Here is a 26,599-nt window from a genome sequence, read left to right as displayed (position 1 = left end):
ATGGCCGAACTCACGCCGCGCATGAAGGAGCTCGTCCAGCCCTACCTGGCCGGCATTGAGCCCTATGATCCCAACTTCACGCCCACGCGCATCAACCTTTCGGCCAACGAGAACACCTATCCCGTGCCGGCCGGCGTGCGCGAGGCGATTGATGCAGCCCTGGCTGCCACGCCGCTCAACCGTTATCCCGACCCCATGTCCAACGACCTGCGCGATGAGCTTGCTGCTTGGCATGGCGTGACGCGCGAGAATATCTGCGTGGGCAACGGCGGTGACGAGCTGCTCTATAACTACTTGCTGGCGTTTGGCGGCGCGGGGCGGACCCTGCTCAACTGCCCGCCGTGCTTTAGCGAGTATGCGTTCTTTGCGTCGCTGTGCCAGACCGAGGTGCGCGACGTGTGGCGCGACCCGGCGACCTTTGAGCTCGACCAGGCGGCGGTGCTTGCGGCGGCTCCCGAGTGCAATCTGGCGATCGTCACCTCGCCCAACAATCCCACGTGCGACGTGGCTCCGCTCGATTTTGTCGCGGCGCTGTGCGACGCGTGCCCTGGCATGGTGATGGTCGACGAGGCCTATGTTGAGTTTGCCGATGATTCGTTTGGCGCTGCCACGACGGCGCAGGCGCTCATCGCCGAGCATCCCAACCTGGTGATTCTGCACACGCTGTCCAAGGCGTTTGGCGCTGCCGGCGCGCGCCTGGGCTATGTGATCGCAGCGCCCGAGGTTATTGACGTGTTCGCGGCGATTCGCCAGATCTACTCGGTTAACGTGCTGAGCCAGGCGGCGGCGCTCGCCTGCGTGCGTGCCCGCGATGCATACGCGCCCGTGGTGGCTCAGGTCGCGGCTGAGCGCGATCGCGAACTTGCAGCGCTGCGTGCGATGGCCGCCGAGGGCATGCCCGTGGAGGCATGGCCGAGCTCGGCGAACTTTGTGCTCGTGCGTACGCCGCATGCCACGCGTGTGCGCGAGCGTCTGCGCGACGAGTATTCCATTCTGGTGCGCGACTTTAGCTACGCGCCGGGTCTCGCGGACTGTCTGCGCATCACCGTGGGCACGCCGCAAGAAAACGACGAGGTGCTGGCTGCGTTTGCCGCGCTGGTGAAGGAGGAGATGTAGATGGACCGTTATGCCGAGGTGACCCGCAAGACGGGCGAGACCGATATTGTCGTAAAGCTCGACCTGGACGGAAGCGGCGTGTGTGATATCTCGACCGGCGTGCCGTTTTTCGATCACATGCTCAACGCCTTTGGCCGCCACGGCCTGTTCGATCTGACGGTACATGCGGTGGGCGACGTTGAGGTCGATGCTCACCACACTGTCGAGGATACGGGCATTGTGCTGGGCGAGGCGTTTTGCCAGGCGCTGGGCGACAAGGCGGGCATCACGCGCTTTTCCGATGCGGCGATCGCCATGGACGAGACGCTCGTGATGGCTGCCGTGGACATCTCGGGCCGTGGCCAGGCTTATTGCGAGCTGCCCGTGCCGACCGAGCGCGTGGGCACGTTCGATACCGAGCTGGCCGTCGAGTTCTTTTATGCCTTTGCACGCGATGCCAAACTCACACTGCACGTGCGCGAGCTGGCGGGTGGCAACTCGCATCACATTATCGAGGCCGCCTTTAAGGCCGTGGGCCGCACGATGCGCCACGCCTGCGAGCTCGATCCCCGCGTGCAGGGCATCCCCAGCACCAAGGGCTCGCTGTAACCGCAACAAAGGCAAAAACCACTACGAAGGTGCCTGTCCCCTTTGTGGTGGTTTTGGACGATGAGATAAGGGAGGGGTCGCGTGGGCGAACCGAAGATCGTGGTGGTCGACTACCACAAGGGCAACTTGTCGAGCGTTGCGCGCGGGCTTGCGCGCGCCGGTGCCGCCGCCTGCACGTCGGACGATCCGGAGCAGATCCGCAACGCCGACGGCCTGGTCATCCCGGGCGTGGGCGCGTTTTACGACGCGGTCGCCTTTATGCGCGAGGGCGGCGAGGCGGACGCGGTGCTCGACGCCGTTGCCGCCGGAACTCCGTTGCTCGGCATCTGCCTGGGCCTTCAGTTGTTTTTTGAGCGCGGCAACGAGGGCGTTCCTGCGAGCGAGAGCGCGGTCGCCGACGGCAACGCCTCCGAGCGGGCCGGTGCCCTCTGGGTCGATGGCCTGGGTATTATGCGCGGTTCGTGCACGCGCCTGGAGTCGAGCCGCCTGAAGGTGCCGCACGTGGGCTGGGACCAGGTGCACATGACGCCCGCCGGTGCGGCCGATCCGCTGCTTACTGGTTTTGCCGAGGGTGCCAACATGTACTTCACCCACAGCTACGCGGTGGCCGACGATTCCGATGCCGCCGATGTGCTGGCGCGCACGCACTATACGCGGAGCTTCCCGTGCATCGTGCGCCATGGCAACGTGTGGGGTTGCCAGTTCCATCCCGAGAAATCCTCCGCGCTGGGTCAGCGCATCCTTAAGAACTTCGTCAACATCGTCGAGGAGGCCGGCCGATGATCCTGTTTCCCGCAATCGATCTGATCGGCGGCAAGGTCGTGCGCCTGGAGCGCGGCGACCGGAGTCGCTGCAAGGTATATTCCGACGACCCCGTGGCCGTTGCTCGCTCGTTTGCCGAGCAGGGCGCAAGCTGGGTGCACGTCGTCGACCTGTCCGCTGCCTTTGGCGAGGACGAGGACACATGCGCTGCCAACTCGGCGGCGATTAAGGCCATCTGCGGCGTCAACGGTCTGTCCGTGGACGTGGGCGGCGGCGTCCGCTCGCTCGCGCGCATCGACGAGTTGGCCGGCTACGGTGCGCGCCGCATCGCACTAGGCACGGTGCTCGTGACCGAGCCGGGTTTTGCCGAGGTGGCGGCCCAAGGCTTTGGCGAGCTGTTGGTGGCAGATATTGCCGCACGCGACGGCCAGGTCAAGGTGAATGGCTGGCGTGACGGCGCGGGCGTGGCGCTCGACGACGCCGTGGCGCAGCTTTCCGAGCTGGGTTTTAAGCATCTGGTGTATACCGACATTGCGCGCGATGGCATGCAGACGGGCATCGATGTGGCGGCGTATCGCCATGTGGCCGAGGTCGCGGGCTTTCCCGTCGTGGCATCGGGTGGCATCTCGACGCTCGACGACATCCGCGCGCTGGCCGCAGTGGGTGAGGGCGCGATTGAAGGTGCCATTACCGGTCGCGCGCTCTACGAGGGCAACTTTACGCTGGTACAGGCGCTGACCGCCGCCCGAGGGGAGGAGTAGCCCATGCTTACCAAACGTGTGATTCCCTGCCTGGACGTCAAGGACGGCCGTGTGGTCAAGGGCGTCAACTTTGTGAGCTTGCGCGATGCGGGCGATCCGGTGGAGCTGGCGCGCGCCTACGACCGCGAGGGTGCGGACGAGGTCGTCTTCTTGGACATTACCGCCACGAGCGACAACCGTGCGACGACCATCGAGATGGCGGCGCATGCGGCCGAGGAGCTAGCCATTCCCTATACCGTGGGCGGCGGTTTTCGCGACCTGGCGGGCATGCGCACCATGGTTGCAGCCGGTGCCGACAAGGTGTCGCTCAACTCTGCCGCCGTGCGCGACCCGTCGCTGATTAGCCAGGCTGCCGCGGCGTTTGGTAGCCAGGCCGTGGTCGTGGCGATCGATGCCAAGCGCGTCGGTTTGCCCGGCGCATCTGGTGCCGACAAGTGGGGGGTCTTCACGGCGGGCGGCCGCAACGCCACGGGCATCGACGCGGTGGCGTGGGCCGAGGAGGCGGCTCGTCGCGGCGCCGGCGAGATCCTGCTCACCAGTATGGACCGCGACGGCACCAAGGCCGGATTTGACCTGGCGCTCACCCGCGCCGTGGCGCGCGCGGTGCCGATTCCGGTGATTGCGAGCGGCGGTGTGGGCGCGCTCGAGCATTTTGCCGAGGGCGTGATTGAGGGCGAGGCCGATGCCGTGCTGGCGGCGAGCGTCTTTCACTTTGGGACGTTCAGCATTCGCGAAGTCAAAGAGTATATGGCCTCTCAAGGTATTCCTGTGAGGCTGGACTTCTAATGCTGCGGCTTGCCCAGGCACCCGACCTTCCGGCTCCAACCCTCCTCGCGTACTTAAGTACGCGTCGTCGGGCTTGTCGCTCGGAATCTCGGGCACCTGGACAACCCTCACCGACCTGCGAAGTTTGAATTTGGGAAGAGAAATGGAAGAGATAACCGATCCTTCAAAGCTTACATACGACGCCAAGAGGCTGATTCCTTGTGTGGTTCAGCAGTATGACACCGGCGAGGTGCTTATGGTTGCTTGGATGAACGAGGAGTCGGTGGGGCTGACGCTCAAGACCGGTACCACGTGGTTTTGGAGCCGCAGTCGCCAGGAGCTCTGGAACAAGGGCGCGACGAGCGGCAATATGCAGGAGGTCAAGGAGCTTTGGGCCGACTGCGATAGCGATACGCTGCTGGTCAAGGTTGACTCGCCGGGTCCGGCCTGCCATACCGGCAACCGTACCTGCTTCTTTAAGAAACTCGCGTAGGGCGGGCGCTCGATTAGACGCTCGGCCAACCAGAAAGGATTGAACTATGGGTGTGCGCACCGCAAACGTTCAGGATGGAAATATCGGTGAGACGCTGACGGGGCTCGCCGAGGTGATTCACGGCCGTCGTGACGCATCGCCGCAGGAGAGCTATACCGCTCGCCTGCTGACCGACGTCGAGGACGAGCTGCTCAAGAAGCTTGCCGAGGAGGCGAGCGAGGTGATCATGGCCTGCAAGGATAACGATCACGATCACATCCGCTACGAGGCTGGCGACCTGGTCTACCACTTGCTCGTGACGCTTGAGCGCTACGGCATTACCCTCGACGAGCTGGCCGGCGAACTCAACGCCCGCCGCCACTAGTCGTTTGGGACAGTCTTTGTTGGTGTAACGGGGTCATGGAAGTTGCGGTGAAATAGGGACTGTTTAAGCGCTTCATCAGGCAAAACAATCCCTATTCCACCGCAACTTATGAAGGGATGGTTAGGCGAGGGGCGTGGACTCCCATTCTCCGGTGAGGTGGGGGATGCCGAAGGTTCGGTAGCCGCAGTCGTAGGCGTGTGCCTGGGCCTCACGGATGTTCCAGCAGATGTCGCAGGCGCGGTGTGCGTCCGAGCCAAAAGTTATCGGCACCTCGGCGTGGGCAAAGCAATGCAGCAATCCGGTCGTGGGATAGTAGTCGTCGAGGCCCTTGCGCGGTGCGGCGGTCGAGACCTCAATGCGGCGGCCCGTATCGTGGGCGCATTCGGCCATCTGCTGTCAAAACGGTGCGGGGTCAAAGTCGGGCGTAAAGCCTTCCTTCGAAAAGCGCATGACCAGGTCGGGGTGAGCCATCACATCAAAGTTGAGCGGGCTCTCGCAGGCGCGGCACCAGTCATCGACATAGCGCTCCCACACGCCGCGTACCCCCAGGTTTTCCCAAACGTGCAGGTTGGTGTCATCGTCGATCCAGCCGCAGCGCGAATCGGGCGTATCGGGACGAGCGACGTCCTCCGTTCCCGCCGTACCCGCGGCACCGGCCATGATATCGCCTGGGTTGCCAATCCAGTGCACACTGCCCAGGCGCACGACGGCGCCCTGGGACCAGCGCTCAACCAAAGGCTCGCAGCCCTCGTACCAATCGCATTCGAAACCGTAGATAAAGGTGAGTTCTGGCGCAATCTGAGCGGCAAGATTGCGAGCGTCCTCAAAAGCCAGACGATGCGCCGGGAGGTCACCCTCAGTAACCTGCACCTCGCAGTTAGCATCCATGCTGGCGGGCAGGGTGAGATGGTCGGTCGAGACCATGACGCGGCAGCCGGCCGCAGCAGCGGCACGGACGTTGTCCTCAAACGAGGCATGCCCGTCCGAAAACGAGGTGTGGGTATGGCAATCGACCAGCGGGCACATGGGCATAGCGGCTCCTTTGCGTCAAGCGAATCCGCTTCATTGTAATGGCGCAACTCTCAACACGCCGGGCACGCCGGGGATCGAAATCGATTGGAAAGGTTGCGCGGCGCGTGGTGCGGCCTCGCTTGCTCTCAAAACGTGTACGTCAGCCTCCAAAACCGACAAATAATGACATGTTTGGAGGCTGATGTACATGTTTGGCCGGGGCGGTGGAGTGTCGGTTTCTTGTCGACAAGGAAAATCGCGCTCATCACGCGCCGTCACACTCGCGCAGCCTGCGATGTGCTAGCGTTTGGATGAACAAAACGAGCCCGTGCGGAAAGGAGCCGGACCGTATGCCATGCGATAGTACATCCCCGCTGTCCCGCGAGACCGATGCACCCGAAACCATCGTCAAGCTGGAATGCGACATCGACGATGCGTCGCCCGAGGTGCTCGCCTACGCCGCCGACCGTCTGCGCGGGGCAGGCGCCCGCGAGGTGCACTGGCTGCCCCTCTATTGCAAGAAAGGCCGCCCCGGCTGGCAGCTGCAGGTAATCTGCACCTACGAGGATATCGAGCGCCTGCAGACGATTATCTTTTTGGAAACCACGACCAACGGCATTCGTCGCCAGGTCATGGAGCGCGTTTGCCTGCCACGCCGCTTTGAGCGCGTAACGACGCCATGGGGCGAGGTGTCCGTTAAAGTGGCCACCCTGCCCGACGGCAGCGAGCGTGCAGCGCCCGAGTACGAGGACTGCGCCCGTCTCGCTCGCGAGCATAATGTGCCGCTCCAGCGCGTGATGCGGGCGGCCCAGAGCGCGGCACTGCGATTTGAATAACGCGGCTGGTGGCGACATCCTGCGCCTAGCCATATCAACCCCATTCGAAAGGATCTCCCCATGAAATACCTCATCGCCTCCGACATCCACGGCTCGGCATACTGGGCCGAGCGCCTCTGCGCCGCCATCGAGTCCGAGCAGCCCGATCGCATTGTGCTGCTGGGCGACCTGCTCTACCACGGCCCGCGTAACGACCTGCCGCGCGACTACGCTCCCAAGCGCGTGATTCCGCTGCTCAACGCCCTGGCCGACCGCATCATCGCGGTGCGCGGCAACTGCGACGCCGAGGTCGACCAGATGGTGCTCGACTTCCCCGTCATGGCCGACTACGCCACGCTGTTCGACGAGACCGGCCGCGAGCTGTTCCTGACGCACGGCCATGTCTTTGGCGCCGGCATGCACAACAGCGTCGACCACGCGCCCGCGTTGCCCGGGGGCTCCGCGCTCGTCTACGGCCATACGCACATCAAGGTCAACGAGGAAAGCGAGGCGCACCCGGGCCTGTGGCTCTTCAACCCCGGTAGCGTGAGCATCCCCAAGGACGGCTCGCACAGCTACGGCATCTACGAGGGCGGCGCGTTCCGCCACGTGGTCATGGAGGAGGAGTAGCCATGGCGCAGCACATGGCTCAGCAAAATGCCGAGGGCTCGCGCGATCTGTCCACGCTGGTCGACGCGTCGGCCGAGCTGCAGCATCTGGTGCAGACCGTCTGGCGTCTGCGTCAGCCCGATGGCTGCCCGTGGGACCGTGAGCAGACGCACCGCAGCATTGGCAAGAACATGATCGAGGAGGCCTACGAAGCGCTCGACTGCATCGAGGCGGACGACGCGGTTCACCTACGCGAGGAGCTGGGCGACGTGCTCATGCAGGTCGTGCTGCATGCGCAGATTGCTGCCGACGCCGGCGAGTTTACGCTGGCCGACGTGGCGCGCGATATCGACGCCAAGCTCATTCGCCGTCATCCGCACGTGTTTGGCGATGTGGATGCCGACAGCTCCGACGAGGTACTCAAGATTTGGGACGAGGTCAAGCTTGCCGAGAGGGCTGCCAAGGACAAGGCCGTGGCGGCAGGCGAGGCTGCGCCCGAGGGCCTGCTCGACGGCGTGCCCACGCATCTACCGGCGCTGATGCAGGCTCAGAAGGTGTCGCGCAAGGCGGCTGCCGTGGGCTTTGAGTGGGAGACGGTCCAGGATGTGTGGGACGAGGTCGCCGAGGAGCGTGCCGAGTTTGAGGCCGAGGCTCCTGGCTCGCCCGAGCGCGAAATGGAGTTTGGCGATCTGCTCTTTGCCCTGGTCAACGTCGCGCGCAAGGAGGGTATCGACGCCGAGAGCGCCCTGCGTGCCAGCACAGCAAAGTTCCGCCGCCGCTGGGCCGCGATGGAGCAGATGGCGGCCGATGCCCACGTGGATCTGACCGAGCTCTCGACCCACGGCCTCAACGACCTGTGGGATGCCGCAAAGGCGGAGGAGTAAGACTGCGGGAACGACGGGCTGACGCGCCTCATCGTTCCCGCTAAATTTTTCGAAAATCAAGTGTATCCCTCGGCTAACTTAGGGCATAATGCAAAAAGTGCGACATGGCTAACTTACGGAGGCGCACCGATGGTGCACGGTCAGCCGGTCGCTTGCATCCACTACGTTTCCAAGTGAGAGGGAGACAACATGAGCGATATTATGGACGTCTACGGTCGCGAGGTACTCGACAGCCGCGGCAATCCCACCGTCGAGGTCGAGGTCGTGCTCGAGGACGGCAGCTTTGGCCGCGCAATGGTGCCTTCGGGTGCTTCGACCGGCGCCTTTGAGGCCTGCGAGCTACGCGATGGCGACAAGGGCCGCTACCTGGGCAAGGGTGTTTTGCAGGCCGTCGAGCACGTCAACAACGAGTGCGCTAACGCCGTCGTGGGCCTCGACGCCTTCGACCAGCGCGCCGTCGATGCCGCGCTGATTGCCGCGGACGGTACCCCCAACAAGACCAAGCTCGGTGCCAACGCCATCCTGGGCGTGTCGCTGGCCGTCGCCCGCGCCGCTGCCGAGTCGGCGGGTCTGTCGCTGTACCAGTACCTGGGCGGCGTCAACGCCCACCTGTTGCCCACGCCCATGATGAACATCCTCAACGGCGGCGTGCATGCTGACAATAACGTTGACTTCCAGGAGTTCATGATCATGCCGGTGGGCGCCCCGAGCTTTGCCGAGGGCCTGCGTTGGTGCGCCGAGGTCTACCATACCCTCAAGGGCGTGCTGCACGAGGCCGGCCTGGGCGGCGGTGTGGGCGACGAGGGCGGCTTTGCCCCCAACCTTAAGACCAATGCCGAGCCGTTCGAGTACATCACCAAGGCCGTGGAGAAAGCCGGCTTTAAGCCCGGCGTCGACTTCATGTACGCCATGGACCCGGCCTCGACCGAGTTCTACAACGCCGAGACCGGCATGTACGAGCTCAAGGGCGAGGGCGTGGAGTACACGAGTGCCCAGATGGTTGATTACTGGGAGAAGCTCGTCGACACCTATCCCATCATTTCTATCGAGGACGGCATGGCCGAGGAAGACTGGGACGGCTGGGTCGAGCTTACCCGCCGCATTGGCAACAAGGTGCAGCTGGTGGGCGACGACCTGTTCGTCACCAACACCGAGCGCCTCAAGAAGGGCATCGAGCTGGGTGCCGCCAACGCGATCCTGGTCAAGGTCAACCAGATCGGCACGCTCACCGAGTCACTCGAGGCCATCGAGACCGCCAAGGAGGCCGGCTACGCTTGCATCGTGAGCCACCGTTCCGGCGAGACCGAGGACTCCACGATCGCCGACCTGGTCGTGGGCGTCAACGCCGGCCAGATCAAGTCGGGCGCCCCGTGCCGCAGCGACCGCATCGCCAAGTACAACCAGCTCATCCGCATCGAGGACGAGCTCGAGGGCAGCGCGCGCTACGCCGGCAAGGCCGCGTTCTACAACATTCGCTAAACGGGCGAATTTGGCGAGGGGGAGGCTGACTCGGTTCCGCCTCGCCTTGGCAGGATACCGCAAAGCGCTATGGGCGCTGGGCCATACGGCTCAGCGCCTTTTTTATGTCGAGCAAAGGCTGGCGAAGGCGGTGCGGGCGCTCGTGCTATAACTAGAATACTTAGCGCAAACAAACCTCAACCGCACAAGGCGCACATGGATCAGATTTACGACAACAGGTACTATTCCGCCGGTTCGCGTGAGCCGTCGCCTCGCCGTGCGCGCACGGTGCAGCTCGGTGGGTCCGCCTACGCCGGCGCCGACCGCTCCATGCAGCGCCCGACAAGTACCTCGCGCCCCAATGCTCAAGTGAATACTTCGACAGATGGACCAGTGCGCCCGGCACGTTCGTCGCATGCTCAGCGCTCGTCGGCTCAAACGCACGATAGGTCGAGCAGGCCCTCGAACCGTTTTTCGGGCTCGGACTTTATGCACTACGCCAACGACAACGCGGTGGTCAAGGCGATCTACGACTTTACCCACGGTCCTCAGCGAGGGCTATTCATCGGCATCGTCGTTGCCCTGGTGCTCGTGAGCCTGTATTTCCCCGTGCGCGACCTGTACGTGGCAAAGCGTTCGAGCGATATCTTGACCAAGCAGGTCGAGATTCGCCAGCAATACAATGATGGGCTGCAAAAAAGCGTCGACAAGCTGCTCTCGGAGGAGGGTATCAAGGATGCGGCATCCGAGGACCTGGGCTTGGTGATGCCCGGCGAGAAGAGGATTGAAGTGCAGGGCCTGGACGGCGATTCGGATGCCTCGTCGAGCCAGAAGTCGTCGAACGCCAAGAAGGCCAGCGAAGTTGCCAAGGAAATCGAAGAAGTCGGTAAGGACGCGCCGTGGTACATCCAAGCGCTCGACATGCTGTTTGGGTTTAACGGCGTCGAGGGCCAGACGGTCGTGTCCAACGGCAAATAGCGCCCGGAGGGGAGCCCGCAATGACAAATTGCAAACGCTATAAGGTAGCCGCGATCGACCTGGGAACGGTGTCGTCGCGACTGGTGCTGGCGCAGGTCGAGGCCGGGGCGATCGTGGAATCGTCCAAGCATACCGAGATCACCGACTTGGGCGAGGGCGTGGACGCGACGGGGCGCTTTTGCGAGGCGGCCGTTGAGCGCGTGCTCGCTGCGTGCCGCATGTTTGTGGACGAAGCCCGTGCCTTTGGGGTCGCGTGCATCTGCACCACGTGCACGAGCGCCGCACGCGATGCGTCCAATGCTGCCCTGCTGCTGGACGGCCTGCGCGATCTGGGGCTCGAACCGCAGGTGATTCCGGGCGAGGTTGAGGCGCGCCTGACGTTTTTTGGCGTAGCGCACGACTTTGCAGGCGAGCGCACCATCGTCGCCGATTCGGGTGGCGGCTCCACGGAGCTCGCGACGGGCGTCTATGCGCCTGAGCGCGGGGTCTTTGCGCTGGAGGGAACGCGCTCACTGGACATCGGTTGCCGTCGCGTGACGGAGCGGTTTTTCTCGGCGCTGCCGCCCGCACGCGGCGAGCTTGCTGCCGCTGCCTCGTGGGCAGGCGAGCAGTTCGCCGCCTATTTTGAAGGCCTGCCCAGCGACTTTGAGCGCGCCGAGCGTCTGGTCGCGGTGGGTGGCACGGTGACTACGCTGGTGGCTCTGGTCCACGAGCTGGAACCGTACGATTCGAGCTTTGTTCACCTACGCGAGCTGTCGCTGGAGCAGGTCTCGGCCGCTATCGAGCGCATGTCTGTGTTGGACGCGGAAGGCATCGCCGCGCTACCGGGTGTACAGCCCAAACGCGCGGGCGTGATCTTGGCTGGCGCCGTGGTGATCCGCGAACTCATGCGTGCCGGCGGCTACAAGACGCTCACCGTAAGCGAGAACAGCCTACTCGCCGGCATGGCCGCCACCATCAACGAGACTCTCGACGGCGCGACCCCCACCATCGGCTGGACCCCCAGCCTCAGCGCCCTCTAAATAATAAGTTGCGGTGAAATACGGACTAAAATCGCCCTTTCGGGCACCAAACAGTCCCTATTCCACCGCAACTCAACAGCCGGCACCTGGGGACGTTCCTTTTCTGCCGGCACCTGGGGACAGTCCTTGCGGGGCGTCCCCACAGCGCCTATGCCAGCTTGTCGATCTGCCCAATCTCCCAAAGCGGAATATTGATGAGCATGCCCTCGTCTCTATATGCCGCCAGGGAGCTCCTCACGCAACGCTCGAGTTTGAATTTTTCGCAGGCTATTTTCAGACTCTTCGCTTTAAGGTTCTCTGCCGCCTTGACCTCAAGCGGAAGCACGGTTCCCGCATGGTCGATGGCAAAGTCGGTTTCGGCATTGCCGGAGGTAGAGGACCAATACGCGGGAGTTTTGTCCTGGAGCAAAAGCTCCTGCGCGACGTATTGTTCGGTCAGCGAACCTTTGAACTCGGTAAAAACAGCGGATCCGTTAAGAACGATGGCCGGAGAGAGACCGGAGAGCGCTCCGAGGATGCCGGTGTCGATGCAGAACAGTTTGAAGCCCGAGAGGTCTTCGTAGCTCGAGAGCGGCGCCTTTAGAGCGGAAACACGTGGCACCTTATGAACGATTCCGTAGTCCGTGAGCCACTGGAGGCTTTCCTCGAAATCGCGTGCGCGCGCTCCGGGACGAAGGGCGCCATAGACAAACTTCTTGTTCTCCTTTGCAAGCTGGCCGGGAAGGGATTTCCAAACCAACCTCATGCGCTCGACGATGCGGGCGGGTGCATGTTTGCCAAAATCGGATTCGTAAGCCTCGATGATTTGCTGTTGAAGCCTTCGGGCTTCGATGAAGTCGCGTGTCTCGGCGAAAGTGGAGACAACTTCGGGCATACCGCCGACAACAAGGTATTCCTTGAGCAAGTGCTCGAGCTTTTCGGTAACGTTTGCTAGAAGGTTCATGTCTGCGGCAAGGATGGCGTCGGCGAGCGGGTTGCCGTCGACGGCACGAACGAACTCAGCAAACCCCATGGGACGCATGGTGAGCTGGTCGATTTTGCCGACGGGAAATGACTCGTTTTCGCGTCGGAGCGCGAGGCCCATATAGGAACCGGCTGCCACGATGTGGTATTCGGGTGCAAGCTCGTTGAAGTACTTGAGCGAGGTGATCCCGCGTGGCGCCTCTTGGATCTCGTCGAAGATGATGAGGGTGTCTTCCGGCGTTACGGTTTGGCCACGTAGGAGTTCTATCTGGGAGATGATGCGCTTGGGGTCGAGGTCCCCATCGAACAACGAGCGTGTGCTCGGCTCGAGCATAAAGTCAAAACGAATGACGTTTCGATACTGCTGGCTTGCGAATTCGTTAAGAAGCCAAGTCTTTCCTGTCTGGCGGGCTCCCTTAAGCAAGAGAGGTTTGCGATTCGCCCTTGATTTCCAAGCGATAAGTTCACTCATAAGCTGTCGCTGCATATTGCCTCCCAACCCTCTCGGCTAGTATAAGGCCATTTGGGAGTTTCCATCGGAAAATGTGGGAGACAACCACGTTTTTCCATCGGAAAATGTGGGAGACAACCACGTTTTTCCATCGGAAAATGTGGGAACACCAACCTAAGTCGCGGTGGAATAGTTCCTAAATAAGCTGGTAAACGGTATAAACAGGATCTATTCCACCGCAACTTAGAGCTCCGCCGGCGTGTAAAAGAAACGAGCCCGCATCCCTGGGGGACACGAGCTCGTAAACAATACATGGTAGGGGCGGTGGGACGTCTGCGTATTTGCTGCGCAAATACGCACCGGCTTCGGCCGCCTGTCGGCGCCCTCGCCGGCTCGCTACGGACGCTGCGCGTCCGCTTAACGCTCGCCCCCTCGCGGGTTCGAGTCCCGCCGGCATCTAAAAGAAGCGAGCCCGCATCCCTGGGGAACACGGGCTCGCAAGCAATCACATGGTAGGGGCGGTGGGACTCGAACCCACAATCCTTGCGGCGAGAGATTTTAAGTCTCCTGCGTATGCCAATTCCGCCACGCCCCCGTGAGACTAGAAGTCTAGCACAAGCCGTCCGTTACGCGTTGACGGCCATCGAGTGTTGGCCCGACTTCTCCAGGAACTCTTGGAACTTTGCCTCGTCGCCCTTGTTTTGATACTGCAGGGCCAGCAGGTACTCCAGTCGGCAGCGCTTGACCGGGTCGTCGCCGACATCCTCGAGCATGCGCTCCAGCTCGGGAATGTCGTTGTGGCGCTTGAGGATCATCGTGTCGTACATCAGTTGGCATTCGTGCGCGACTGCCTCGGCCTGACCGCCCTCAAAGCCCTTGATCTCGTGCAACAGCTCTTTGGACTTTTTGCGGTCCTCCTGGCCAACATAGTAGTTAAAGGCTTTGATCACCAGGTCGACGCGCTGCATCTTGGGGAGGTTGAGCCCCAGCAGCAGATCGAACATCTCGCTGGCACGCTCGTGGTCCTCGCGCAGCAGATAGGAGTTCAGGCGCAGGTAGTCGCGGTTGTAGCGTGGGTACAGCATGCTGGTGAGTTTGCCGTCGAGCAAACGATCGAACTCGTCCCACTGCTTGGCGGCCATCAATTGCTGCAGGCGTTTAAACGTGGTGCGTTTTTTGACGCTAAAGAACACCGACACGGCGATGCAGACGATAACGACGGCGGTCCAGAGGGTGCGGGAATCGGGCATATTAGGGTCCTTAGTCGCTCATAAAGCGAGCGGTATGACAACACGTACTAGATGTATTATACGCAGCGCGCAAGCAAACTGGCATAAAAGCTCATCGAGGCCGAGTGCCATCGCTCGCTGCGGTACACTTACCTAAAGTAAACCATGAAGGGAGACATTACCTATGAAGAAGATCGTTTTGGCTTGCGGTGCTGGCGCTGCTACTTCCACGCTCGTTGCCCAGAAGGTCGCTACCCTGCTCGACGCCAACGGTTATGCCGACAAGTACGAGATCGTGCAGTGCGCCATCTCCGAGGCCAAGGATTACTGCGACGAGGGCGCTGACCTGCTGATCGCCACCACCGTTGCCCCCGAGGGCCTCACCTGCCCGTACGTGAGTGGCGTGCCCTTCATGACCGGCATGAACCGCGTTGCCGCCGAGAAGGCCGTTCTCGACGTCATGGCTCAGTAGGCGCTGACTGCATGAGTGAGCAGAACGCCAACCCGGTAGAGCTCTTTGGTATGCGCGTTGCCCATGTGGGCATTAACGCCACCGACCCGGCAGACGCCCTGGAGATCGCGGAGCTGTTCTCGACGATGATGGGCCTGCCCGTCATCGAGACCCCGGTTTCGTACTTCAACGATTCGCTGGTCGAGATCATGAAGCAGAATGGTCGTGGCACCAAGGGCCACATCGGCTTTGCCGTTAACGACATCGATGCAGCTGAGAAGTGGTTTGCCGAGCGCGGGCTCGAGGTCAACGAAGAGTCGCGCGCGCTGCTGCCCGACGGTGGTACCAAGCTCGTGTACTTTAAGCGCGAGTTCGCCGGTTTCGCCGTGCACCTGTGCCGCGAATAGCGCACAAGCTGCCATAGCTAGCAAAAAGGGATAGGGCCGCGTGGCCCTATCCCTTTATTTTATGCCGAGGGGCTTCCTAGCGCGGCAGGCGAATCGTAAAGCGGCTGCCGACGCCCTCGACTGAGGTCACGCCAATGACACCGCCATGGCTATCGACGATCCACTTGGCAATGGCAAGCCCCAGGCCCGAACCCTGCGCGCCGGCATCGCGCGCGTTGTCGGCACGGTAGAACCGCTCGAACGCGTGAGCTGCGGATTCCTGGTTCATGCCGATGCCTTCGTCCTCAACACTTATGTCGATCGTGCCCATGCCCGCATTGGGCGTTATGCCAAATGTGACGGTCGTTCCCGCATCCGAGTACTTGGCGGCGTTTTGCACGATCACGCGCAGAGCCTGCTTCACGAGCGCCACGTCAACGGGCGCATCGCAGCGCGGGTCGCTGACAAGCGCAGCGTCAAAAGCCAGCCGATACGTGTGCTCGGTATCGATCATCTGCGATTCTTCGCATACCTCGTCGACCAGTGCGGCCAGGTTGGTATTCGCACGCCGCAGGACCGTGCGGCCGGCATCGCCGCGCGCCAAAAACAGCAGCTGCTCCACGAGCTCCTGCATGTGCTCGCTTTCGGCCTTGAGGGACGCGATAGACTCCGCCAGCACGTCCGGGTCGTCCTTGCCCCAGCGGTCGAGCATGTTCACGTAGCCCTGAATCACCGCGATGGGCGTGCGCAGCTCGTGGCTCGCGTCGTTGACAAAGCGCATCTGCTGCAGCTTGGCCTCTTGCATCTGGCGCAGCAGGCGGTTGAGTGCGACCTCGATGCTCGCCAGGTCGGCGTCGCCGGTGGTGACGCTCGGCGAGTCGACGCTTGCGCGCGCGATGGCCTGCTCCAGTGTTTCCATTTTGTCGCCGGAGAGCTGCATGCGACCGAGTTCGTCCACGCGCAGGGCCAGATCGTTGAGCGGCGCCATGGTGCGGCGCACGCGGCGGGCGCCGCCGAGCATGTCGAGCACGCTGATGACCTGCCAACCCACAACGACAAGGTAGAGAGGCCATAGCGCGACGAGGTCCTGCGCGAGGGGGAAGGTCTTGGTGGTACGCGCAAGCTCGACGGTATAGGTGAGCGTTGTCAGGTCCCAGCCGCGCGCAGGCGCCAGCGACATGCCGTGAACGGCGGCGCCGGGGATCCATCCTGCGGTAAGCGCGCCGTCAGGTAGCGTTTGGTTGTATCCATAGACGAGGATCGCCGCCGCAATCACCATCAGCAGCAGATCGAGCCAGACATAGCTCTTCAGACGGCGCCACATATAGCTCCAGTTGATGGCGCGGGCGATGGAGGTGACGCGCTTGGCCTCGGCGTTACGCGCGGCAGACATAGCCCACCCCGCGCACGGTTTGGATGATGCGGGCGCCGCCGGCGTCCTCGATCTTGGCGCGTAGATGCGCGATGTGCACGTCGACGTTGTTGGTGTCGCCCATGTATTCGTAGCCCAGCGCTTCGTGCGCGATGCGTTCGCACGTGAGCACGGTCTCGGCATGCGCCATAAGCAGGGCGAGGACATCGAACTCGCGGGCCGTGAGCGCAATGGGCGAGCCGCCGACCGTGACTTCGCGGCGGTCGGGGTCGAGCGCAACCGAGCCCACGGCGAGCGTGGCGGGGGAGAGCGAGGCGGAAACCTGGGTCGAGTCACTGACCGGGGGCATCGCAGTGGCGCCGACACCCGTGCCGCCTGCCGCGCCCGTCCCGATGCCGCCAACGCCCGAAGCAGCCCGCACGGCCTCCGAGCGCTTCAACGCCACGCGGATCCGTGCGAACAGCTCCTCAATCGCAAACGGCTTGGTCAGGTAATCGTCGGCGCCGGCATCGAGCCCGGCCACCTTGTCCATCACGGCATCGCGCGCGGTGACCATAATCACCGGCACATCCTTGTGCTTGCGGACGCGTCGCAGCACCTCCATGCCGCTGAGCTGAGGCAACAGCACATCGAGCAGAATCAGATCGTAGTCGCGCTCCAGCGCCAGGTCCACGGCGGTGCGGCCGTCGGCGGCGTGCTCCACCTGGTAGCCCTCGTGCTCCAGCTCGAGCGTCACAAAGCGGGCGATTTTCTCCTCGTCCTCTACGATCAGGATTCGTGCCATACGTGCCCCCGTCTGCGATTACTTGTCGTCGTTGAGATTTTGCTTGATGTCGTCCGCGGCGTCGGCGGCGTGATTCATAAGGTTGTTGATGCTGCCGGGCACGTCGCCGTCGCTGTCGATGCGGTAGCGCATGCCAAAGAACAGGCCAATCAGCATCAGCCATATCGTGGCGCCCCAGGCAAACAGCGCGACGATGGGGATCAGGATGGGAATGTTGAGGATGATCGCATCGCGGCGCGTGGCGATAAACTTGGTGTCCAAACTCAGGCGGAAGAGCTTTTTGAGGTACTCCCACACGCTGTCCATCTTCTTGGAGAAGTCGGTCTTTTCGCTCGACTTTTCGTAGGCGGCCTGCGCGGCGACCATCTCGGCCGAGGGCTCGTCGACCGGCGCGGACTCGGTGGCGGCGTGCGCCGATGTGGTCTGCGTCTTGCCCTGCGACTCGAGCCAAATGATGGCGTCCAAAACGTTGCCGTCGGCGGCGTCGAGCGCGGCCTTGGCATCGGTGTAGCTCACGTTGCACTTGGTGCGGATGGTTTCAACTTTTTCGAGGTCGTCCATGACCTGTCCTTTCGTTCGATGGGCGCGAGCGTTGCGTTCGGCGGCCTGCGTTGCGCGGCGCCGCCTCGCCCTTGGTCGAACTCTATAGTGCAGGTTATAGATTAAGCGATTCTTGAGCCAAGATTAATGTTGGATGAGTTTTTGGGTAGCGGTGGGAAAAGTATTAGACCTCGATAGCGGGGGATGTGGTGTCGGTGCAAAACGGCGTCAAAGGTTGGTCGAGCAGGCGGTTTCTCCATTGATGTCCGCACAGTATGTGACACTTACCCTGCCGCCCCGCTCTGCCGCGGCGGCATGCGTCTGAACAACGACCCTCTAAGGAGTTCGATACCGATGAGTGACAACGCAAAGCATCTCGCAAAGAAGTGCGTTAAGGACGCGGGGCCGTGCCTCGCGCTGTGCGTAGCCGGCGCAGCGGTCGCGCTGCTGGCTGTTCTGGGGCCGTTCGACGTGCTCCGAAGTGCCAGCTTTCTGCATGCTTGCATGGCTCTTGCCGGCGCCATGATGACCGGCGGCGTGCTCGATTTGATCTTTTGGGTGTTTGACCCGTTTGGATGGAAGAGCGAGGGTAGGTCCCAAAGGATGGAAGGGCTGGAACGGTTGACTTAGTGATCGTGCAGAATGTGGGCTAGCGACTTACAGGGAAGTGGTGATCCGATGACGGTCTATGTGACGGGCGATATTCACGGCGGCGTCGACATGCAAAAGCTTCGCGACTGGGATCTTGGGGATGGTTTGACAAGTGACGACTATCTCATCATCGCGGGCGACTTTGGCTTTCCGTGGGATTTCTCTGCCGAGGAATGTGCCGACATCGCCTGGCTGGAGTCGCGCCCCTATACCGTGCTGTTTGTCGACGGCAACCACGAGCGTTTCGATCACTGGTCGGAGCGCCCCATGGAGCTGTGGCACGGCGGCCTGACGCAGCGCCTGTCGGACACCTCGCCCATCCGACGCCTGACGCGCGGTGAGGTTTTTGAGCTCGACGGCCCAACGATCTCTACCATGGGCGGCGCCACGAGCGTGGATAAGGAATACCGCATTCCGTATTCCAGCTGGTGGCCGCAGGAGCTGCCGGACGAGCGCAACTTTGAGGAGGCGCGGGCAAAGCTCGACAGCGTGGGTTGGAAGGTCGACTATGTGATCACCCATACCTGCTCCACGCGCATGCTTTCGCCCACGCTTTACCCGGCACCTGGCTGGAATTATCCCGATGTCGATCGACTCACCACGTTTTTCGACGAGCTGGAGGACCACCTGGACTACAAGCGCTGGTACTACGGGCATTTTCATCGTGACGCCAACCCGGCCGAGCGTCACACCGTGCTCTACGACTGCATCGTTCGCTTGGGCGACGAACTCCAGCCCTGGGATGTTGCGTAGAGGCGGGGTGGCTGGCTACTCGACCGTTACAGTGATGTTCTCCCGATGCGCGCGGATGACGTCCCAGCTAAAGTGCTCGACCAGCTGCTCGGCGGTACGCGGCGTGGTGTCCGGCGCGATGCCTGTTTGCCCGGCGAGCCATCCCAACAGTGCCTCGGGTGTGCCAAAGCGGGTGCGGAGCTCGCCCAGGTCCAGATCGCGATCGCGCTTGGAAAGGCGGCGGCCGTCCGGTGACATGAGCAGCGGAATGTGCGCGTAGTGCGGCGTGGGCAGTCCCAGCAGATGTTGCAGATAGATCTGGCGCGGCGTGGAACCAAGCAGGTCGCATCCGCGTACGATCTCGGTGACGCCCATGGCAGCGTCGTCGACCGCCACGGCCAGCTGATAGGCAAACACGCCGTCGCTGCGGCGCACCAAAAAGTCACCGCACTCGGTGGCGAGTGCTTCGCATTGGGCTCCGTACGTGCGGTCCACGAATTCGATCACGTCGCTGGCGAGGTCGTCGACGGTGGGCACGCGCAGGCGCGTGGCCGGAGCACGCAGGGCACTGCGGCGGGTGATTTCATCAGCAGAAAGACCTCTGCAGGCGCCGCGGTAGATGGGCGTGCCGTCGCTGGCGTGCGGTGCGCTCGCGGCGTGGAGTTCGGCACGCGTGCAAAAACAGGGATAGGTGAGGCCGGCGTCTTGCAGCTGGCGCAGGGCGTCCTCGTACAGATCCAGGCGATCGTGCTGGTAGTAGGGGCCTTCGTCCCACTCGAGCCCCAGCCAGGTCAGATCGTCAATCAGTTGAGCGGCAAGTTCCGGGCGCTTGCAGCGATCGTCCAGGTCCTCGATGCGCAGCACGATGCTGCCGCCCTTGCTGCGGGCCGAAAGCCACGAGCACAGGCAGCTGAACACGTTGCCCAGGTGCATGCGGCCCGAGGGCGACGGGGCGAAACGGCCCACGACGGGGGTGGGCACTGCCGTTGCTGGTGCGTCCGCGGCGTGTGTTGCTATGTTGCGTGCGTTGATATCCATGCGGACGAGTATAGCGCGGGGCGCGGTGGGGGAGACGCTGCCGTGGCCTGCAAGTTGCCGAGGCCGCGCGTTGCGCGTGCCGGACCACCGGCTCGACAGCTCGATCGCCGCCCGCCAGCCCAACCCCTCAAACGACAGAAACCCCGGCAGCTCTTCGCAACTGCCGGGGTTTCCGCGGAAAAGGGGGACATGATCCTCGAGCGAACGGCAAAGGGGCAAACCGTTTTCGCTCAACTGCTTTATGCCCCTCAGCTGGCGGCTCAATCAGCGCGTGCCGCGCCCACACAAAGCCGCTACACCTGTGACGGAGCTGTGAAGTGGTATCTATTGCCGGGGCGGGCTATGCCAAGGGTGTCCCTAATGACTAGTCATTTAAGAACGTCCCCAATGACTAGCTGCCGGGGTGCGGGTGTGACTTTCATCCCGTTTGGCGCTCCGGTCGCCTAGATGTTTGTCATGCGTACCCGCAAACGTGGGACAATGACGCTACTGGTATCACAGACAAAGGATGTGCCTATGAACGACCCCGTTGCCAAAACCTGTCGGCAGCGCCGCCTGTTTGCGCGATTTGCTTCCGTCTGCGCACTCGTCGCGCTTGCATTGCTGCTACTGCCCGCCGCCGCACACGCCGACGGTTATTCCATGACCCAAACCTATATCGGTGCCACGGTCGAGGCCGATGGCTCGCTGAGCGTTGTCGAGGGTCGCCAGTTTGATTTCGATGACGACATCAACGGCGTGTTTTGGGAGATCAATACGGGTACCAACCAGCAGGGCGGCACGGCGGGCGTCGATGTGCTGAGTGTCGAGGAAGAGGACACCGCGTTTAACAAAGTCGATAGCGCGAACAAGGGCGACTCTGGCGTCTATACGGTCGAACAGACCGGTGACGGCGTAAGGATTAAGGTGTTCAGCCCTCACGAGAGCGGCGACAGCGCGATCTATTACGTGAGCTACACCATGACCGGTGCGGTCATGAACTGGGCCGATACCGCCGAGCTCTACTGGAAGTTTGTGGGCGACGGCTGGTCCGCGGACTCCGACGATGTCGAGATGGAAGTGCGCTTCGCAAATGCCGCTGCCGGGACGGCGGCCGTCAAAGGCGATAACTTCCGCGCATGGGGCCACGGCCCGCTGACGGGCGATGTATCGCTCGATGCGGACGAACCCATGGTCACCTATACCATTCCCTGCGTGCATCAGGGCGAATTCGCCGAGGCACGCATCGCCTTCCCTAGCGACTGGGTGCCGCAGCTTGCCGCCTCGGGCGAAGAGCGCATGTCAACGATCCTGAGCGAAGAGAAGGAATGGGCCGACGAAGCTAACGCCCGCCGCGCTCACGCTCGCATGATTGCCAATGCACTTGCCGTGCTAAGTGTTGTTGCGGCGGTGGCCTTTACCGGCACAATCGTTATGCTCAAGCTGCGCCGCCGTAAGCCCAAGCCGCTTTTCCAGGGCGAATATTTCCGCGATGTGCCTTCAGCCGACCATCCCGCCGTGCTTTCGGCCCTCATGAGCTGGAACGAGGTGCCCGATCAGGCATATATCGCCACGCTCATGAAGCTCACTGACGACCGTGTGATCAAGCTGGAGCAGGCGACCGTGACCAAGGCCAAGAAGGGTCTGTTGGGGCGTGAAAAAGAAGAGCAGACGTATCGCGTGACGGTGAGCGATGCGGGCTGGAAGTCGGCCAAGGGCATTGACCACATGGTGCTCAAGGTCTTCTTTGCCGGTGCTAAGCCTGACGAGAACGGCGATCGCTCGCGCACGTTCGACGAGCTGCAGCACTACGTCAAGCAGCACGCTACACCCGTGGGTGATAAGCTCGAGGACTATCAGAACACCGTTAAGGGCAAGCTGGCCGATAGCGAGTACGTTGCCTCGGACGGCATTGTTGCAATGGTGTTTTGCCTGGTTCTTGGTATCCTGATTGCCTTTGTTCCCGTGGGATCCATCTTCTTTACCGACGGCGCGCAGGCGAACATTATCGCCGCGGTTATCTCGGTGCCGATTGTGCTGGTGGGTATTGGCGTGGGCCTTACGTTCCGCCGCTTTACGCCGGAGGGCGCCGAGGTGGCGGCTCGCTGCAAGGCACTTAAGCATTGGCTCGAGGACTTCACGCGTCTAAAGGAAGCCGTCCCGGGCGATCTGGTGCTGTGGAACAAGCTGCTGGTGATGGGCGTGGCGCTGGGTGTTTCCAAGGAAGTGCTGCGTCAGCTTGCCGAGGCCGTGCCGCCCGAGGTGCGCGAGGCCGACGGCTTCTATGACAATTATCCCTGCTACTGGTGGTACTACCATCATTACGGTATCGAGTCTCCGCTCGATTCGTTCGATGACGTGTATCACGAGAGCATCCGTGAGCTGGCGTCGAGCTCCGACAGCTCGGGCGGCGGCGGAGGCGGCGGCTTCTCTGGCGGCGGAGGCGGCGGCGTCGGCGGAGGCGGCGGCGGAACGTTCTAGCGCGCTCTGATTTTTGGGATGGATCTTCTCCGGCGACTGTTGGCGGAAAATCTATCCCATTTTTATGCTTTGAAATGGGTCTATCTTTCCGTTACGGATCCCCACACAGGGGGCAGTGGGCAAAAAATGCCAAATATGAGTACTGTTGCCATTATAGTGACATATATTTGCACTAAATAATGGGCTCCTAATGAGATTATCTCTCGTTAGGGGCCCATTTTATTGAACATTTGTGGAAATACGTCAGCTCGCCTGACTGGCTGCTATGTCTAAAAGCCTCTAAAATGCCCCAAATCGCTGCTACTAAAAAGGTAACAGTACTCATATTTGATGTTTTTTGCCCACAGCTATTTGCAGACCCCTCTATAGGGCGACGCCAACGAGGGTTTCGTCGACTGTGCTACCCAAGAATGTCCCCAACGACTAGGTGCGGTTGCTGCCAAGGAGTGTCCCGGGGTGCCGGCACAAAAGGAACGTCCCTAACTGCCGGGTTTAGGCTGTTAGATCGAGTTCGTAGAGGAAGCTTTCGCGCGGCATGTCGTGACGGCGCTCTTCGCGGTTGGCGCGGTGCGTGGCCGTGCGCTTAAAGCCGTGCAGCTCGTAGAACTTCCACGAGCAGTTGGAGTCGGTGTACAGGTGCGCCCTCGTCGCTCCAAGCGAGGACAGGTGCGAGACGGCGGCATCGAGCAGAACCGTGCCAACGCCCAGGCCATGGACATCGCGATCCACGGCAAGCAGCGTGACCTCGTTGTCGTGCGGCAACGGGCTGCTCTCGAGCAGGCGGTTGTTGGTTCGGATGGTTGCGCGCACAAACGAGAGATACTCGGCGCACGCATCGGGCTCTAGCTCACGCATCTGCGATAGCAGCGCGCGTTCGGTATCCATCCAATGCTCGTTGATAGTGGTGCCGGAGCTCTGTCCCGCACGCGCGAGCGAAATGCCACGCGCCTGACCGTCGATTACGGCAACCTGTGAAAACGTCGACGACGAAAGGCAATAGGCGAGGTCGCACGCGGCCTCAAGGCGGTTGTACTCATCGTTATCCGAATTGTTATGCCAAAGCTGCTGCAGAATCAGCGCGATGGCGTCGAAGTCTTCGGTATCAAACGGTCGGTAGAGAACCCGCGAGACCATGGTGCCTCTTTCTTTTGCGGATGCATATCGAGCACAGTTCTACCACGCCATTGGCATCTAATTATGGTGCCCCTGTGTTCCATGAACTCACCGTGCCCGGTGCCATGCCCATCCCCTCCGCTCGCAAACTTTTTCTGCACATGCGCCCGTTGCGGGGTGCATCGATGCGCTCGATGCGCTACATTAAATCAGTATTTTCAATGCCGCTGCGCGAGCGCTGCAGATCGACGTATCACCGACTCACAGAGCACGGCGGCGTACCAGACAGGAGGACTGCATGGGATCTGATGTGAAGATCGCACGCGCGTTGATCTCGGTTACCGATAAGACGGGCGTCGTCGATTTCGCACGGACGCTGGTTGACGACTTTGGCGTCGAGATCATCTCTACGGGCGGCACGGCTCGTGCCATCGAGGACGCGGGCGTTCCCGTAACCCCCATCGAGGAGTTCACGGGCTATCCCGAGATGATGGACGGCCGCGTTAAGACCCTGCACCCCAAGGTTCATGGCGCGCTGCTGGCCCGCCGCGATTCCGAGCAGCACATGCAGGAGGCGGCTCAGCACGGCATTAAGCTGATCGACCTGGTCGTCGTCAACCTGTACGAGTTCGAGAAGACCGTCGCCAACCCCGAGGTCACCTTCGCGGACGCCATCGAGCACATCGACATCGGTGGCCCCTCCATGCTGCGCTCTGCCGCCAAGAACGCCACGAGCGTTACCGTCATTTCCGATCCGGCCGACTATGATGCCGTCCTGGCCGAGATGCACGAGACCGGTGGCTGCACCACGCTTTCCACCCGTCGTCGCCTGCAGGTGAAGGTCTACCAGACCACCGCCGCCTACGACACGGCCATCTCCCGCTGGCTCGCCGCCCAGGCAAGCGACGTGGCGGACACCTCTGCCAAGCTCGAGATTTCGCTGGAGAAGGTCGACGACCTGCGCTATGGCGAGAACCCGCAGCAGAAAGCCACAGTCTATCGCTTTGCCGAGGGCTGCGAGAACACCGCGAGCTCGCAGTTCCCGCTCGTGGGCTCCAAGCAGATCCAGGGCAAGCCGCTCAGCTACAACAACTATCTGGATGCCGACGCCGCCTGGAACCTGGTCCGCGAGTTCGACGAGCCGGCCTGCGTAATCCTCAAGCACCAGAACCCCTGCGGTTCCGCCGTTGCCGAGGACATCACGGCTGCCTACGACCGCGCTTTTGCCTGCGATCCCAAGAGCGCCTTCGGCGGCATCATCGCCTGCAACCGCGAGGTTCCCTTTGATCTGGTTGAGCACTTTGCCGATCAGAACAAGCAGTTCGTCGAGGTCATCATCGCCCCGAGCTACACCGCCGAGGCGCTCGAGCGCATGGCCAAGCGCCCCAACCTGCGCGTGTTGGCGACCGGCGGCGTGGACCACGGCGCTCAGGTGGAGCTGCGCTCCGTCGACGGCGGCATGCTGGTGCAGGAGGTCGACCACGTGACCGAGGATCCCGCGACCTTTACGTTCCCCACCGACCGCAAGCCCACCGACGCCGAGATGGCCGAGCTCGAGTTTGCCTGGAAGGTCTGCAAGGGCGTTAAGTCCAACGCCATCCTGGTCTCCAAGGGTAAGGCCGGCATTGGCATGGGCCCGGGTCAGCCTAACCGCGTTGACTCTGCGCTACTTGCCTGCGAGCGCGCCGAGGACTTCTGCGAGCGCGAGGGCGTGGAGAAGGGCGGCTTTGCCTGTGCAAGCGACGCGTTCTTCCCGTTCCGCGACAACGTCGACGTGCTTGCTGCACACGGCGTGACCTGCATCATCCAGCCCGGCGGCTCCAAGCGCGACGACGAAAGCATCCAGGCCTGCAACGAGCACAATATTGCTATGGTCTTTACCGGCGCCCGCCACTTCCGCCACTAAGTTCCGCCTTGGGACAAAATAATCTCCGCAAAAGACGGCTGCTCCGTTTGGAGGGCCGTCTTTTTGGTATAAGAGGACGGAATGACTAACACGAAAGGTATGACCATGCCCCAGATTGATGATGCCGAGCTGTTTGGCAATGCCGAGGATCAGCGTGCGTACGAGGACTTTTGCGCCAATCAGGAGGCGGTCGAGAAGTTTACGCTCGACAAGCCCGCGCTTATCTGCCGTTGGCGCATGTCCAATAAAAAGGTGCCCATGCTCAACCGCCACATTCGCGCACTGTCCGAGCGCCTGGTGCAGGGCGAGCCGCTTACCCATAACATGCTCAGCTGGGCCAAACAGCACGTTGAGTGGTCGCTTGCCGAGGGCGATTACACTGCGCACGACGGCGTACTCATGCTGGTGATCGACATCAACGGCAACGCCGCCATGACGGTGGGGGAGTACGAGCCGCTCGCCGATACGTCGGCCAAGGCGCTGCGTGCCCGTTCCGCCGAGGCCCGCTCCGAGGCCGACGAGACCGGCGTGGCGCCCGAGTTGCTCGCCGCCGTCAACAACGGCGAGCTTGCCTTTGTGGCGCCGGCGGACGAGTGCCTGTGCGGCACGGCGACGCTCATCGAGCAGCTCGCCCAGACCAAGGGCATCCCGGTCACGCGCGTAGACATTCCCGCGCAACTCAAGGGCGCGCTGTTCCTGGTGAGCGACGAGCACGGCGTGGTTCCCGCAACCGAGACGGACGCTGCCGAGGCCGACGCCGCGACGGTCGCCTTCTTCGCCGACGGCTACGAAAAGCTCCGCGCCCGCCGCTAAATGATTTTTCTGGGACGGGGATTTAATAATCATTTGATTCCCGCGCCCGTTGCGAGCGAGGGACGAGCCAAGCGTTTTCGTTCG

General features: G+C 62.1%; 29 protein-coding genes and 1 tRNA gene. 20 read left to right on the top strand and 10 right to left on the bottom strand.

The genetic code is table 11. The annotated features are described in order from the left end of the window. The 7 genes from hisC to hisE all read left to right on the top strand — a co-directional run bounded on the left by hisC (window position 1) and on the right by hisE (window position 4,849). Complete coding sequence (gene hisC, locus AAA021_RS04545) at window positions 1–1,116, top strand: histidinol-phosphate transaminase (protein WP_349088194.1); 1,116 nt, start codon at window positions 1–3, stop codon at window positions 1,114–1,116. Continuing rightward, window positions 1,117–1,704, top strand: coding sequence for an imidazoleglycerol-phosphate dehydratase HisB (gene hisB / locus AAA021_RS04540; RefSeq protein ID WP_195568490.1), 588 nt, complete (start codon window positions 1,117–1,119; stop codon window positions 1,702–1,704). It begins immediately after the preceding gene. An 81-nt stretch (window positions 1,705–1,785) separates the two neighbouring features. Continuing rightward, window positions 1,786–2,487, top strand: a complete 702-nt coding sequence (locus tag AAA021_RS04535) for an imidazole glycerol phosphate synthase subunit HisH (RefSeq protein ID WP_195361817.1) — start codon at window positions 1,786–1,788, stop codon at window positions 2,485–2,487. Continuing rightward, the gene (locus tag AAA021_RS04530) at window positions 2,484–3,227 is read left to right on the top strand and encodes a HisA/HisF-related TIM barrel protein (protein WP_349088191.1); all 744 of its coding nucleotides are present in this window, start codon (window positions 2,484–2,486) and stop codon (window positions 3,225–3,227) included. The genes AAA021_RS04535 and AAA021_RS04530 overlap by 4 nt, the downstream gene beginning before the upstream one ends. A gap of 3 nt (window positions 3,228–3,230) precedes the next feature. Next, on the top strand, window positions 3,231–4,013 hold the full coding sequence (hisF, locus tag AAA021_RS04525) for an imidazole glycerol phosphate synthase subunit HisF (protein ID WP_349088189.1): 783 nt from the start codon (window positions 3,231–3,233) through the stop codon (window positions 4,011–4,013). A 142-nt stretch (window positions 4,014–4,155) separates the two neighbouring features. Beyond that, entirely contained in the window at window positions 4,156–4,485 is a 330-nt protein-coding gene (gene hisI / locus AAA021_RS04520) for a phosphoribosyl-AMP cyclohydrolase (protein ID WP_349088188.1), read from the top strand. Between the two features lie 46 nt (window positions 4,486–4,531). Then, entirely contained in the window at window positions 4,532–4,849 is a 318-nt protein-coding gene (hisE, locus tag AAA021_RS04515) for a phosphoribosyl-ATP diphosphatase (RefSeq protein ID WP_006235893.1), read from the top strand. Between the two features lie 120 nt (window positions 4,850–4,969). On the opposite strand, the gene AAA021_RS04510 is transcribed toward hisE, so the two are convergent. Beyond that, window positions 4,970–5,239, bottom strand: a complete 270-nt coding sequence (locus AAA021_RS04510) for a hypothetical protein (RefSeq protein ID WP_349088186.1) — start codon at window positions 5,237–5,239, stop codon at window positions 4,970–4,972. Between the two features lie 6 nt (window positions 5,240–5,245). Beyond that, window positions 5,246–5,881, bottom strand: a complete 636-nt coding sequence (locus tag AAA021_RS04505; protein ID WP_349088184.1) for a PHP domain-containing protein — start codon at window positions 5,879–5,881, stop codon at window positions 5,246–5,248. Between the two features lie 329 nt (window positions 5,882–6,210). Between AAA021_RS04505 and larC the strand changes: the two genes are divergently transcribed. From larC to AAA021_RS04475, 6 genes are all read left to right on the top strand, one after another. Further along, entirely contained in the window at window positions 6,211–6,696 is a 486-nt protein-coding gene (gene larC / locus AAA021_RS04500; RefSeq protein ID WP_230308443.1) for a nickel insertion protein, read from the top strand. A gap of 60 nt (window positions 6,697–6,756) precedes the next feature. Beyond that, on the top strand, window positions 6,757–7,305 hold the full coding sequence (yfcE, locus tag AAA021_RS04495) for a phosphodiesterase (protein ID WP_349088181.1): 549 nt from the start codon (window positions 6,757–6,759) through the stop codon (window positions 7,303–7,305). Between the two features lie 2 nt (window positions 7,306–7,307). Continuing rightward, entirely contained in the window at window positions 7,308–8,168 is an 861-nt protein-coding gene (gene mazG / locus AAA021_RS04490) for a nucleoside triphosphate pyrophosphohydrolase (protein ID WP_195361821.1), read from the top strand. A 189-nt stretch (window positions 8,169–8,357) separates the two neighbouring features. Beyond that, window positions 8,358–9,647, top strand: a complete 1,290-nt coding sequence (eno, locus tag AAA021_RS04485) for a phosphopyruvate hydratase (protein ID WP_346963691.1) — start codon at window positions 8,358–8,360, stop codon at window positions 9,645–9,647. A gap of 195 nt (window positions 9,648–9,842) precedes the next feature. Further along, the gene (locus tag AAA021_RS04480; RefSeq protein WP_240128661.1) at window positions 9,843–10,604 is read left to right on the top strand and encodes a hypothetical protein; all 762 of its coding nucleotides are present in this window, start codon (window positions 9,843–9,845) and stop codon (window positions 10,602–10,604) included. A 20-nt stretch (window positions 10,605–10,624) separates the two neighbouring features. After that, window positions 10,625–11,626, top strand: a complete 1,002-nt coding sequence (locus tag AAA021_RS04475; protein ID WP_349088178.1) for a hypothetical protein — start codon at window positions 10,625–10,627, stop codon at window positions 11,624–11,626. A 148-nt stretch (window positions 11,627–11,774) separates the two neighbouring features. Here the strand turns inward: AAA021_RS04475 and AAA021_RS04470 are convergent, their stop codons facing one another. From AAA021_RS04470 to AAA021_RS04460, 3 genes are all read right to left on the bottom strand, one after another. Further along, window positions 11,775–13,076, bottom strand: coding sequence for an AAA family ATPase (locus AAA021_RS04470; protein ID WP_349088176.1), 1,302 nt, complete (start codon window positions 13,074–13,076; stop codon window positions 11,775–11,777). A gap of 474 nt (window positions 13,077–13,550) precedes the next feature. Continuing rightward, window positions 13,551–13,635: transfer RNA gene (locus AAA021_RS04465), tRNA-Leu, on the bottom strand. A 31-nt stretch (window positions 13,636–13,666) separates the two neighbouring features. Continuing rightward, on the bottom strand, window positions 13,667–14,290 hold the full coding sequence (locus AAA021_RS04460; protein WP_349088174.1) for a hypothetical protein: 624 nt from the start codon (window positions 14,288–14,290) through the stop codon (window positions 13,667–13,669). A 163-nt stretch (window positions 14,291–14,453) separates the two neighbouring features. Between AAA021_RS04460 and AAA021_RS04455 the strand changes: the two genes are divergently transcribed. Both AAA021_RS04455 and AAA021_RS04450 read left to right on the top strand, forming a co-directional pair. After that, window positions 14,454–14,741, top strand: a complete 288-nt coding sequence (locus AAA021_RS04455; protein ID WP_006235903.1) for a PTS sugar transporter subunit IIB — start codon at window positions 14,454–14,456, stop codon at window positions 14,739–14,741. Between the two features lie 11 nt (window positions 14,742–14,752). Continuing rightward, on the top strand, window positions 14,753–15,127 hold the full coding sequence (locus AAA021_RS04450) for a VOC family protein (RefSeq protein WP_055310391.1): 375 nt from the start codon (window positions 14,753–14,755) through the stop codon (window positions 15,125–15,127). Between the two features lie 76 nt (window positions 15,128–15,203). Here AAA021_RS04450 and AAA021_RS04445 read toward each other — a convergent pair whose 3' ends face one another. The 3 genes from AAA021_RS04445 to AAA021_RS04435 are packed head-to-tail and all read right to left on the bottom strand — an operon-like array spanning window position 15,204 to window position 17,823. Further along, on the bottom strand, window positions 15,204–16,499 hold the full coding sequence (locus tag AAA021_RS04445; protein WP_349088172.1) for a HAMP domain-containing sensor histidine kinase: 1,296 nt from the start codon (window positions 16,497–16,499) through the stop codon (window positions 15,204–15,206). After that, window positions 16,483–17,262 carry a response regulator transcription factor gene (locus tag AAA021_RS04440; protein WP_349088170.1) on the bottom strand — a complete coding sequence of 260 codons (780 nt, stop codon included), beginning with the start codon at window positions 17,260–17,262 and terminating at the stop codon, window positions 16,483–16,485. The genes AAA021_RS04445 and AAA021_RS04440 overlap by 17 nt, the downstream gene beginning before the upstream one ends. Before the next feature lie 18 nt (window positions 17,263–17,280). Further along, a complete protein-coding gene (locus AAA021_RS04435) occupies window positions 17,281–17,823 on the bottom strand; it encodes a uBA/TS-N domain protein (RefSeq protein WP_022093856.1) in 543 nt (180 codons plus the stop codon). Window positions 17,824–18,156: 333 nt separating this feature from the next. Between AAA021_RS04435 and AAA021_RS04430 the strand changes: the two genes are divergently transcribed. Then, window positions 18,157–18,432, top strand: a complete 276-nt coding sequence (locus AAA021_RS04430) for a hypothetical protein (RefSeq protein WP_055285561.1) — start codon at window positions 18,157–18,159, stop codon at window positions 18,430–18,432. Window positions 18,433–18,480: 48 nt separating this feature from the next. After that, complete coding sequence (locus AAA021_RS04425; protein WP_349088167.1) at window positions 18,481–19,206, top strand: metallophosphoesterase; 726 nt, start codon at window positions 18,481–18,483, stop codon at window positions 19,204–19,206. 15 nt (window positions 19,207–19,221) lie between these two features. Here the strand turns inward: AAA021_RS04425 and gluQRS are convergent, their stop codons facing one another. After that, on the bottom strand, window positions 19,222–20,166 hold the full coding sequence (gene gluQRS / locus AAA021_RS04420; RefSeq protein WP_349088165.1) for a tRNA glutamyl-Q(34) synthetase GluQRS: 945 nt from the start codon (window positions 20,164–20,166) through the stop codon (window positions 19,222–19,224). A 573-nt stretch (window positions 20,167–20,739) separates the two neighbouring features. Here gluQRS and AAA021_RS04415 point away from each other — a divergent pair. Beyond that, on the top strand, window positions 20,740–22,683 hold the full coding sequence (locus AAA021_RS04415) for a DUF2207 domain-containing protein (RefSeq protein ID WP_349088164.1): 1,944 nt from the start codon (window positions 20,740–20,742) through the stop codon (window positions 22,681–22,683). 492 nt (window positions 22,684–23,175) lie between these two features. Here AAA021_RS04415 and AAA021_RS04410 read toward each other — a convergent pair whose 3' ends face one another. Beyond that, window positions 23,176–23,817 (bottom strand): GNAT family N-acetyltransferase, encoded by a 642-nt coding sequence (locus tag AAA021_RS04410; RefSeq protein ID WP_161115892.1) that lies wholly within the window; start codon window positions 23,815–23,817, stop codon window positions 23,176–23,178. A 277-nt stretch (window positions 23,818–24,094) separates the two neighbouring features. Here AAA021_RS04410 and purH point away from each other — a divergent pair, with 277 nt between their 5' ends. Both purH and AAA021_RS04400 read left to right on the top strand, forming a co-directional pair. Next, window positions 24,095–25,702, top strand: a complete 1,608-nt coding sequence (gene purH, locus AAA021_RS04405) for a bifunctional phosphoribosylaminoimidazolecarboxamide formyltransferase/IMP cyclohydrolase (protein ID WP_349088162.1) — start codon at window positions 24,095–24,097, stop codon at window positions 25,700–25,702. Between the two features lie 81 nt (window positions 25,703–25,783). Continuing rightward, window positions 25,784–26,515: a hypothetical protein gene (locus AAA021_RS04400; protein WP_349088161.1), complete on the top strand. Its 732-nt coding sequence runs from the start codon at window positions 25,784–25,786 to the stop codon at window positions 26,513–26,515. Window positions 26,516–26,599: the final 84 nt, after the last annotated feature.

The organism is Collinsella sp. CLA-JM-H32, from assembly GCF_040098165.1.
Taxonomy (GTDB): Bacteria; Actinomycetota; Coriobacteriia; order Coriobacteriales; family Coriobacteriaceae; genus Collinsella.
The sequence above is the reverse complement of the archived record's forward strand: the minus strand, read 5'-3'. Positions and strand labels throughout refer to the sequence as shown.

Bases quoted from the DNA above. Each gene is read 5' to 3' on its own strand.
- hisC (WP_349088194.1), top strand. From the start codon at position 1: ATGGCCGAACTCACGCCGCGCATGAAGGAGCTCGTCCAGCCCTACCTG.
- hisB (WP_195568490.1), top strand. From the start codon at position 1,117: ATGGACCGTTATGCCGAGGTGACCCGCAAGACGGGCGAGACCGATATT.
- AAA021_RS04530 (WP_349088191.1), top strand. From the start codon at position 2,484: ATGATCCTGTTTCCCGCAATCGATCTGATCGGCGGCAAGGTCGTGCGC.
- hisF (WP_349088189.1), top strand. From the start codon at position 3,231: ATGCTTACCAAACGTGTGATTCCCTGCCTGGACGTCAAGGACGGCCGT.
- hisI (WP_349088188.1), top strand. From the start codon at position 4,156: ATGGAAGAGATAACCGATCCTTCAAAGCTTACATACGACGCCAAGAGG.
- hisE (WP_006235893.1), top strand. From the start codon at position 4,532: ATGGGTGTGCGCACCGCAAACGTTCAGGATGGAAATATCGGTGAGACG.
- AAA021_RS04510 (WP_349088186.1), bottom strand. From the start codon at position 5,239: ATGGCCGAATGCGCCCACGATACGGGCCGCCGCATTGAGGTCTCGACC.
- AAA021_RS04505 (WP_349088184.1), bottom strand. From the start codon at position 5,881: ATGCCCATGTGCCCGCTGGTCGATTGCCATACCCACACCTCGTTTTCG.
- larC (WP_230308443.1), top strand. From the start codon at position 6,211: ATGCCATGCGATAGTACATCCCCGCTGTCCCGCGAGACCGATGCACCC.
- yfcE (WP_349088181.1), top strand. From the start codon at position 6,757: ATGAAATACCTCATCGCCTCCGACATCCACGGCTCGGCATACTGGGCC.
- mazG (WP_195361821.1), top strand. From the start codon at position 7,308: ATGGCGCAGCACATGGCTCAGCAAAATGCCGAGGGCTCGCGCGATCTG.
- eno (WP_346963691.1), top strand. From the start codon at position 8,358: ATGAGCGATATTATGGACGTCTACGGTCGCGAGGTACTCGACAGCCGC.
- AAA021_RS04480 (WP_240128661.1), top strand. From the start codon at position 9,843: ATGGATCAGATTTACGACAACAGGTACTATTCCGCCGGTTCGCGTGAG.
- AAA021_RS04475 (WP_349088178.1), top strand. From the start codon at position 10,625: ATGACAAATTGCAAACGCTATAAGGTAGCCGCGATCGACCTGGGAACG.
- AAA021_RS04470 (WP_349088176.1), bottom strand. From the start codon at position 13,076: ATGCAGCGACAGCTTATGAGTGAACTTATCGCTTGGAAATCAAGGGCG.
- AAA021_RS04460 (WP_349088174.1), bottom strand. From the start codon at position 14,290: ATGCCCGATTCCCGCACCCTCTGGACCGCCGTCGTTATCGTCTGCATC.
- AAA021_RS04455 (WP_006235903.1), top strand. From the start codon at position 14,454: ATGAAGAAGATCGTTTTGGCTTGCGGTGCTGGCGCTGCTACTTCCACG.
- AAA021_RS04450 (WP_055310391.1), top strand. From the start codon at position 14,753: ATGAGTGAGCAGAACGCCAACCCGGTAGAGCTCTTTGGTATGCGCGTT.
- AAA021_RS04445 (WP_349088172.1), bottom strand. From the start codon at position 16,499: ATGTCTGCCGCGCGTAACGCCGAGGCCAAGCGCGTCACCTCCATCGCC.
- AAA021_RS04440 (WP_349088170.1), bottom strand. From the start codon at position 17,262: ATGGCACGAATCCTGATCGTAGAGGACGAGGAGAAAATCGCCCGCTTT.
- AAA021_RS04435 (WP_022093856.1), bottom strand. From the start codon at position 17,823: ATGGACGACCTCGAAAAAGTTGAAACCATCCGCACCAAGTGCAACGTG.
- AAA021_RS04430 (WP_055285561.1), top strand. From the start codon at position 18,157: ATGAGTGACAACGCAAAGCATCTCGCAAAGAAGTGCGTTAAGGACGCG.
- AAA021_RS04425 (WP_349088167.1), top strand. From the start codon at position 18,481: ATGACGGTCTATGTGACGGGCGATATTCACGGCGGCGTCGACATGCAA.
- AAA021_RS04415 (WP_349088164.1), top strand. From the start codon at position 20,740: ATGAACGACCCCGTTGCCAAAACCTGTCGGCAGCGCCGCCTGTTTGCG.
- AAA021_RS04410 (WP_161115892.1), bottom strand. From the start codon at position 23,817: ATGGTCTCGCGGGTTCTCTACCGACCGTTTGATACCGAAGACTTCGAC.
- purH (WP_349088162.1), top strand. From the start codon at position 24,095: ATGGGATCTGATGTGAAGATCGCACGCGCGTTGATCTCGGTTACCGAT.
- AAA021_RS04400 (WP_349088161.1), top strand. From the start codon at position 25,784: ATGACTAACACGAAAGGTATGACCATGCCCCAGATTGATGATGCCGAG.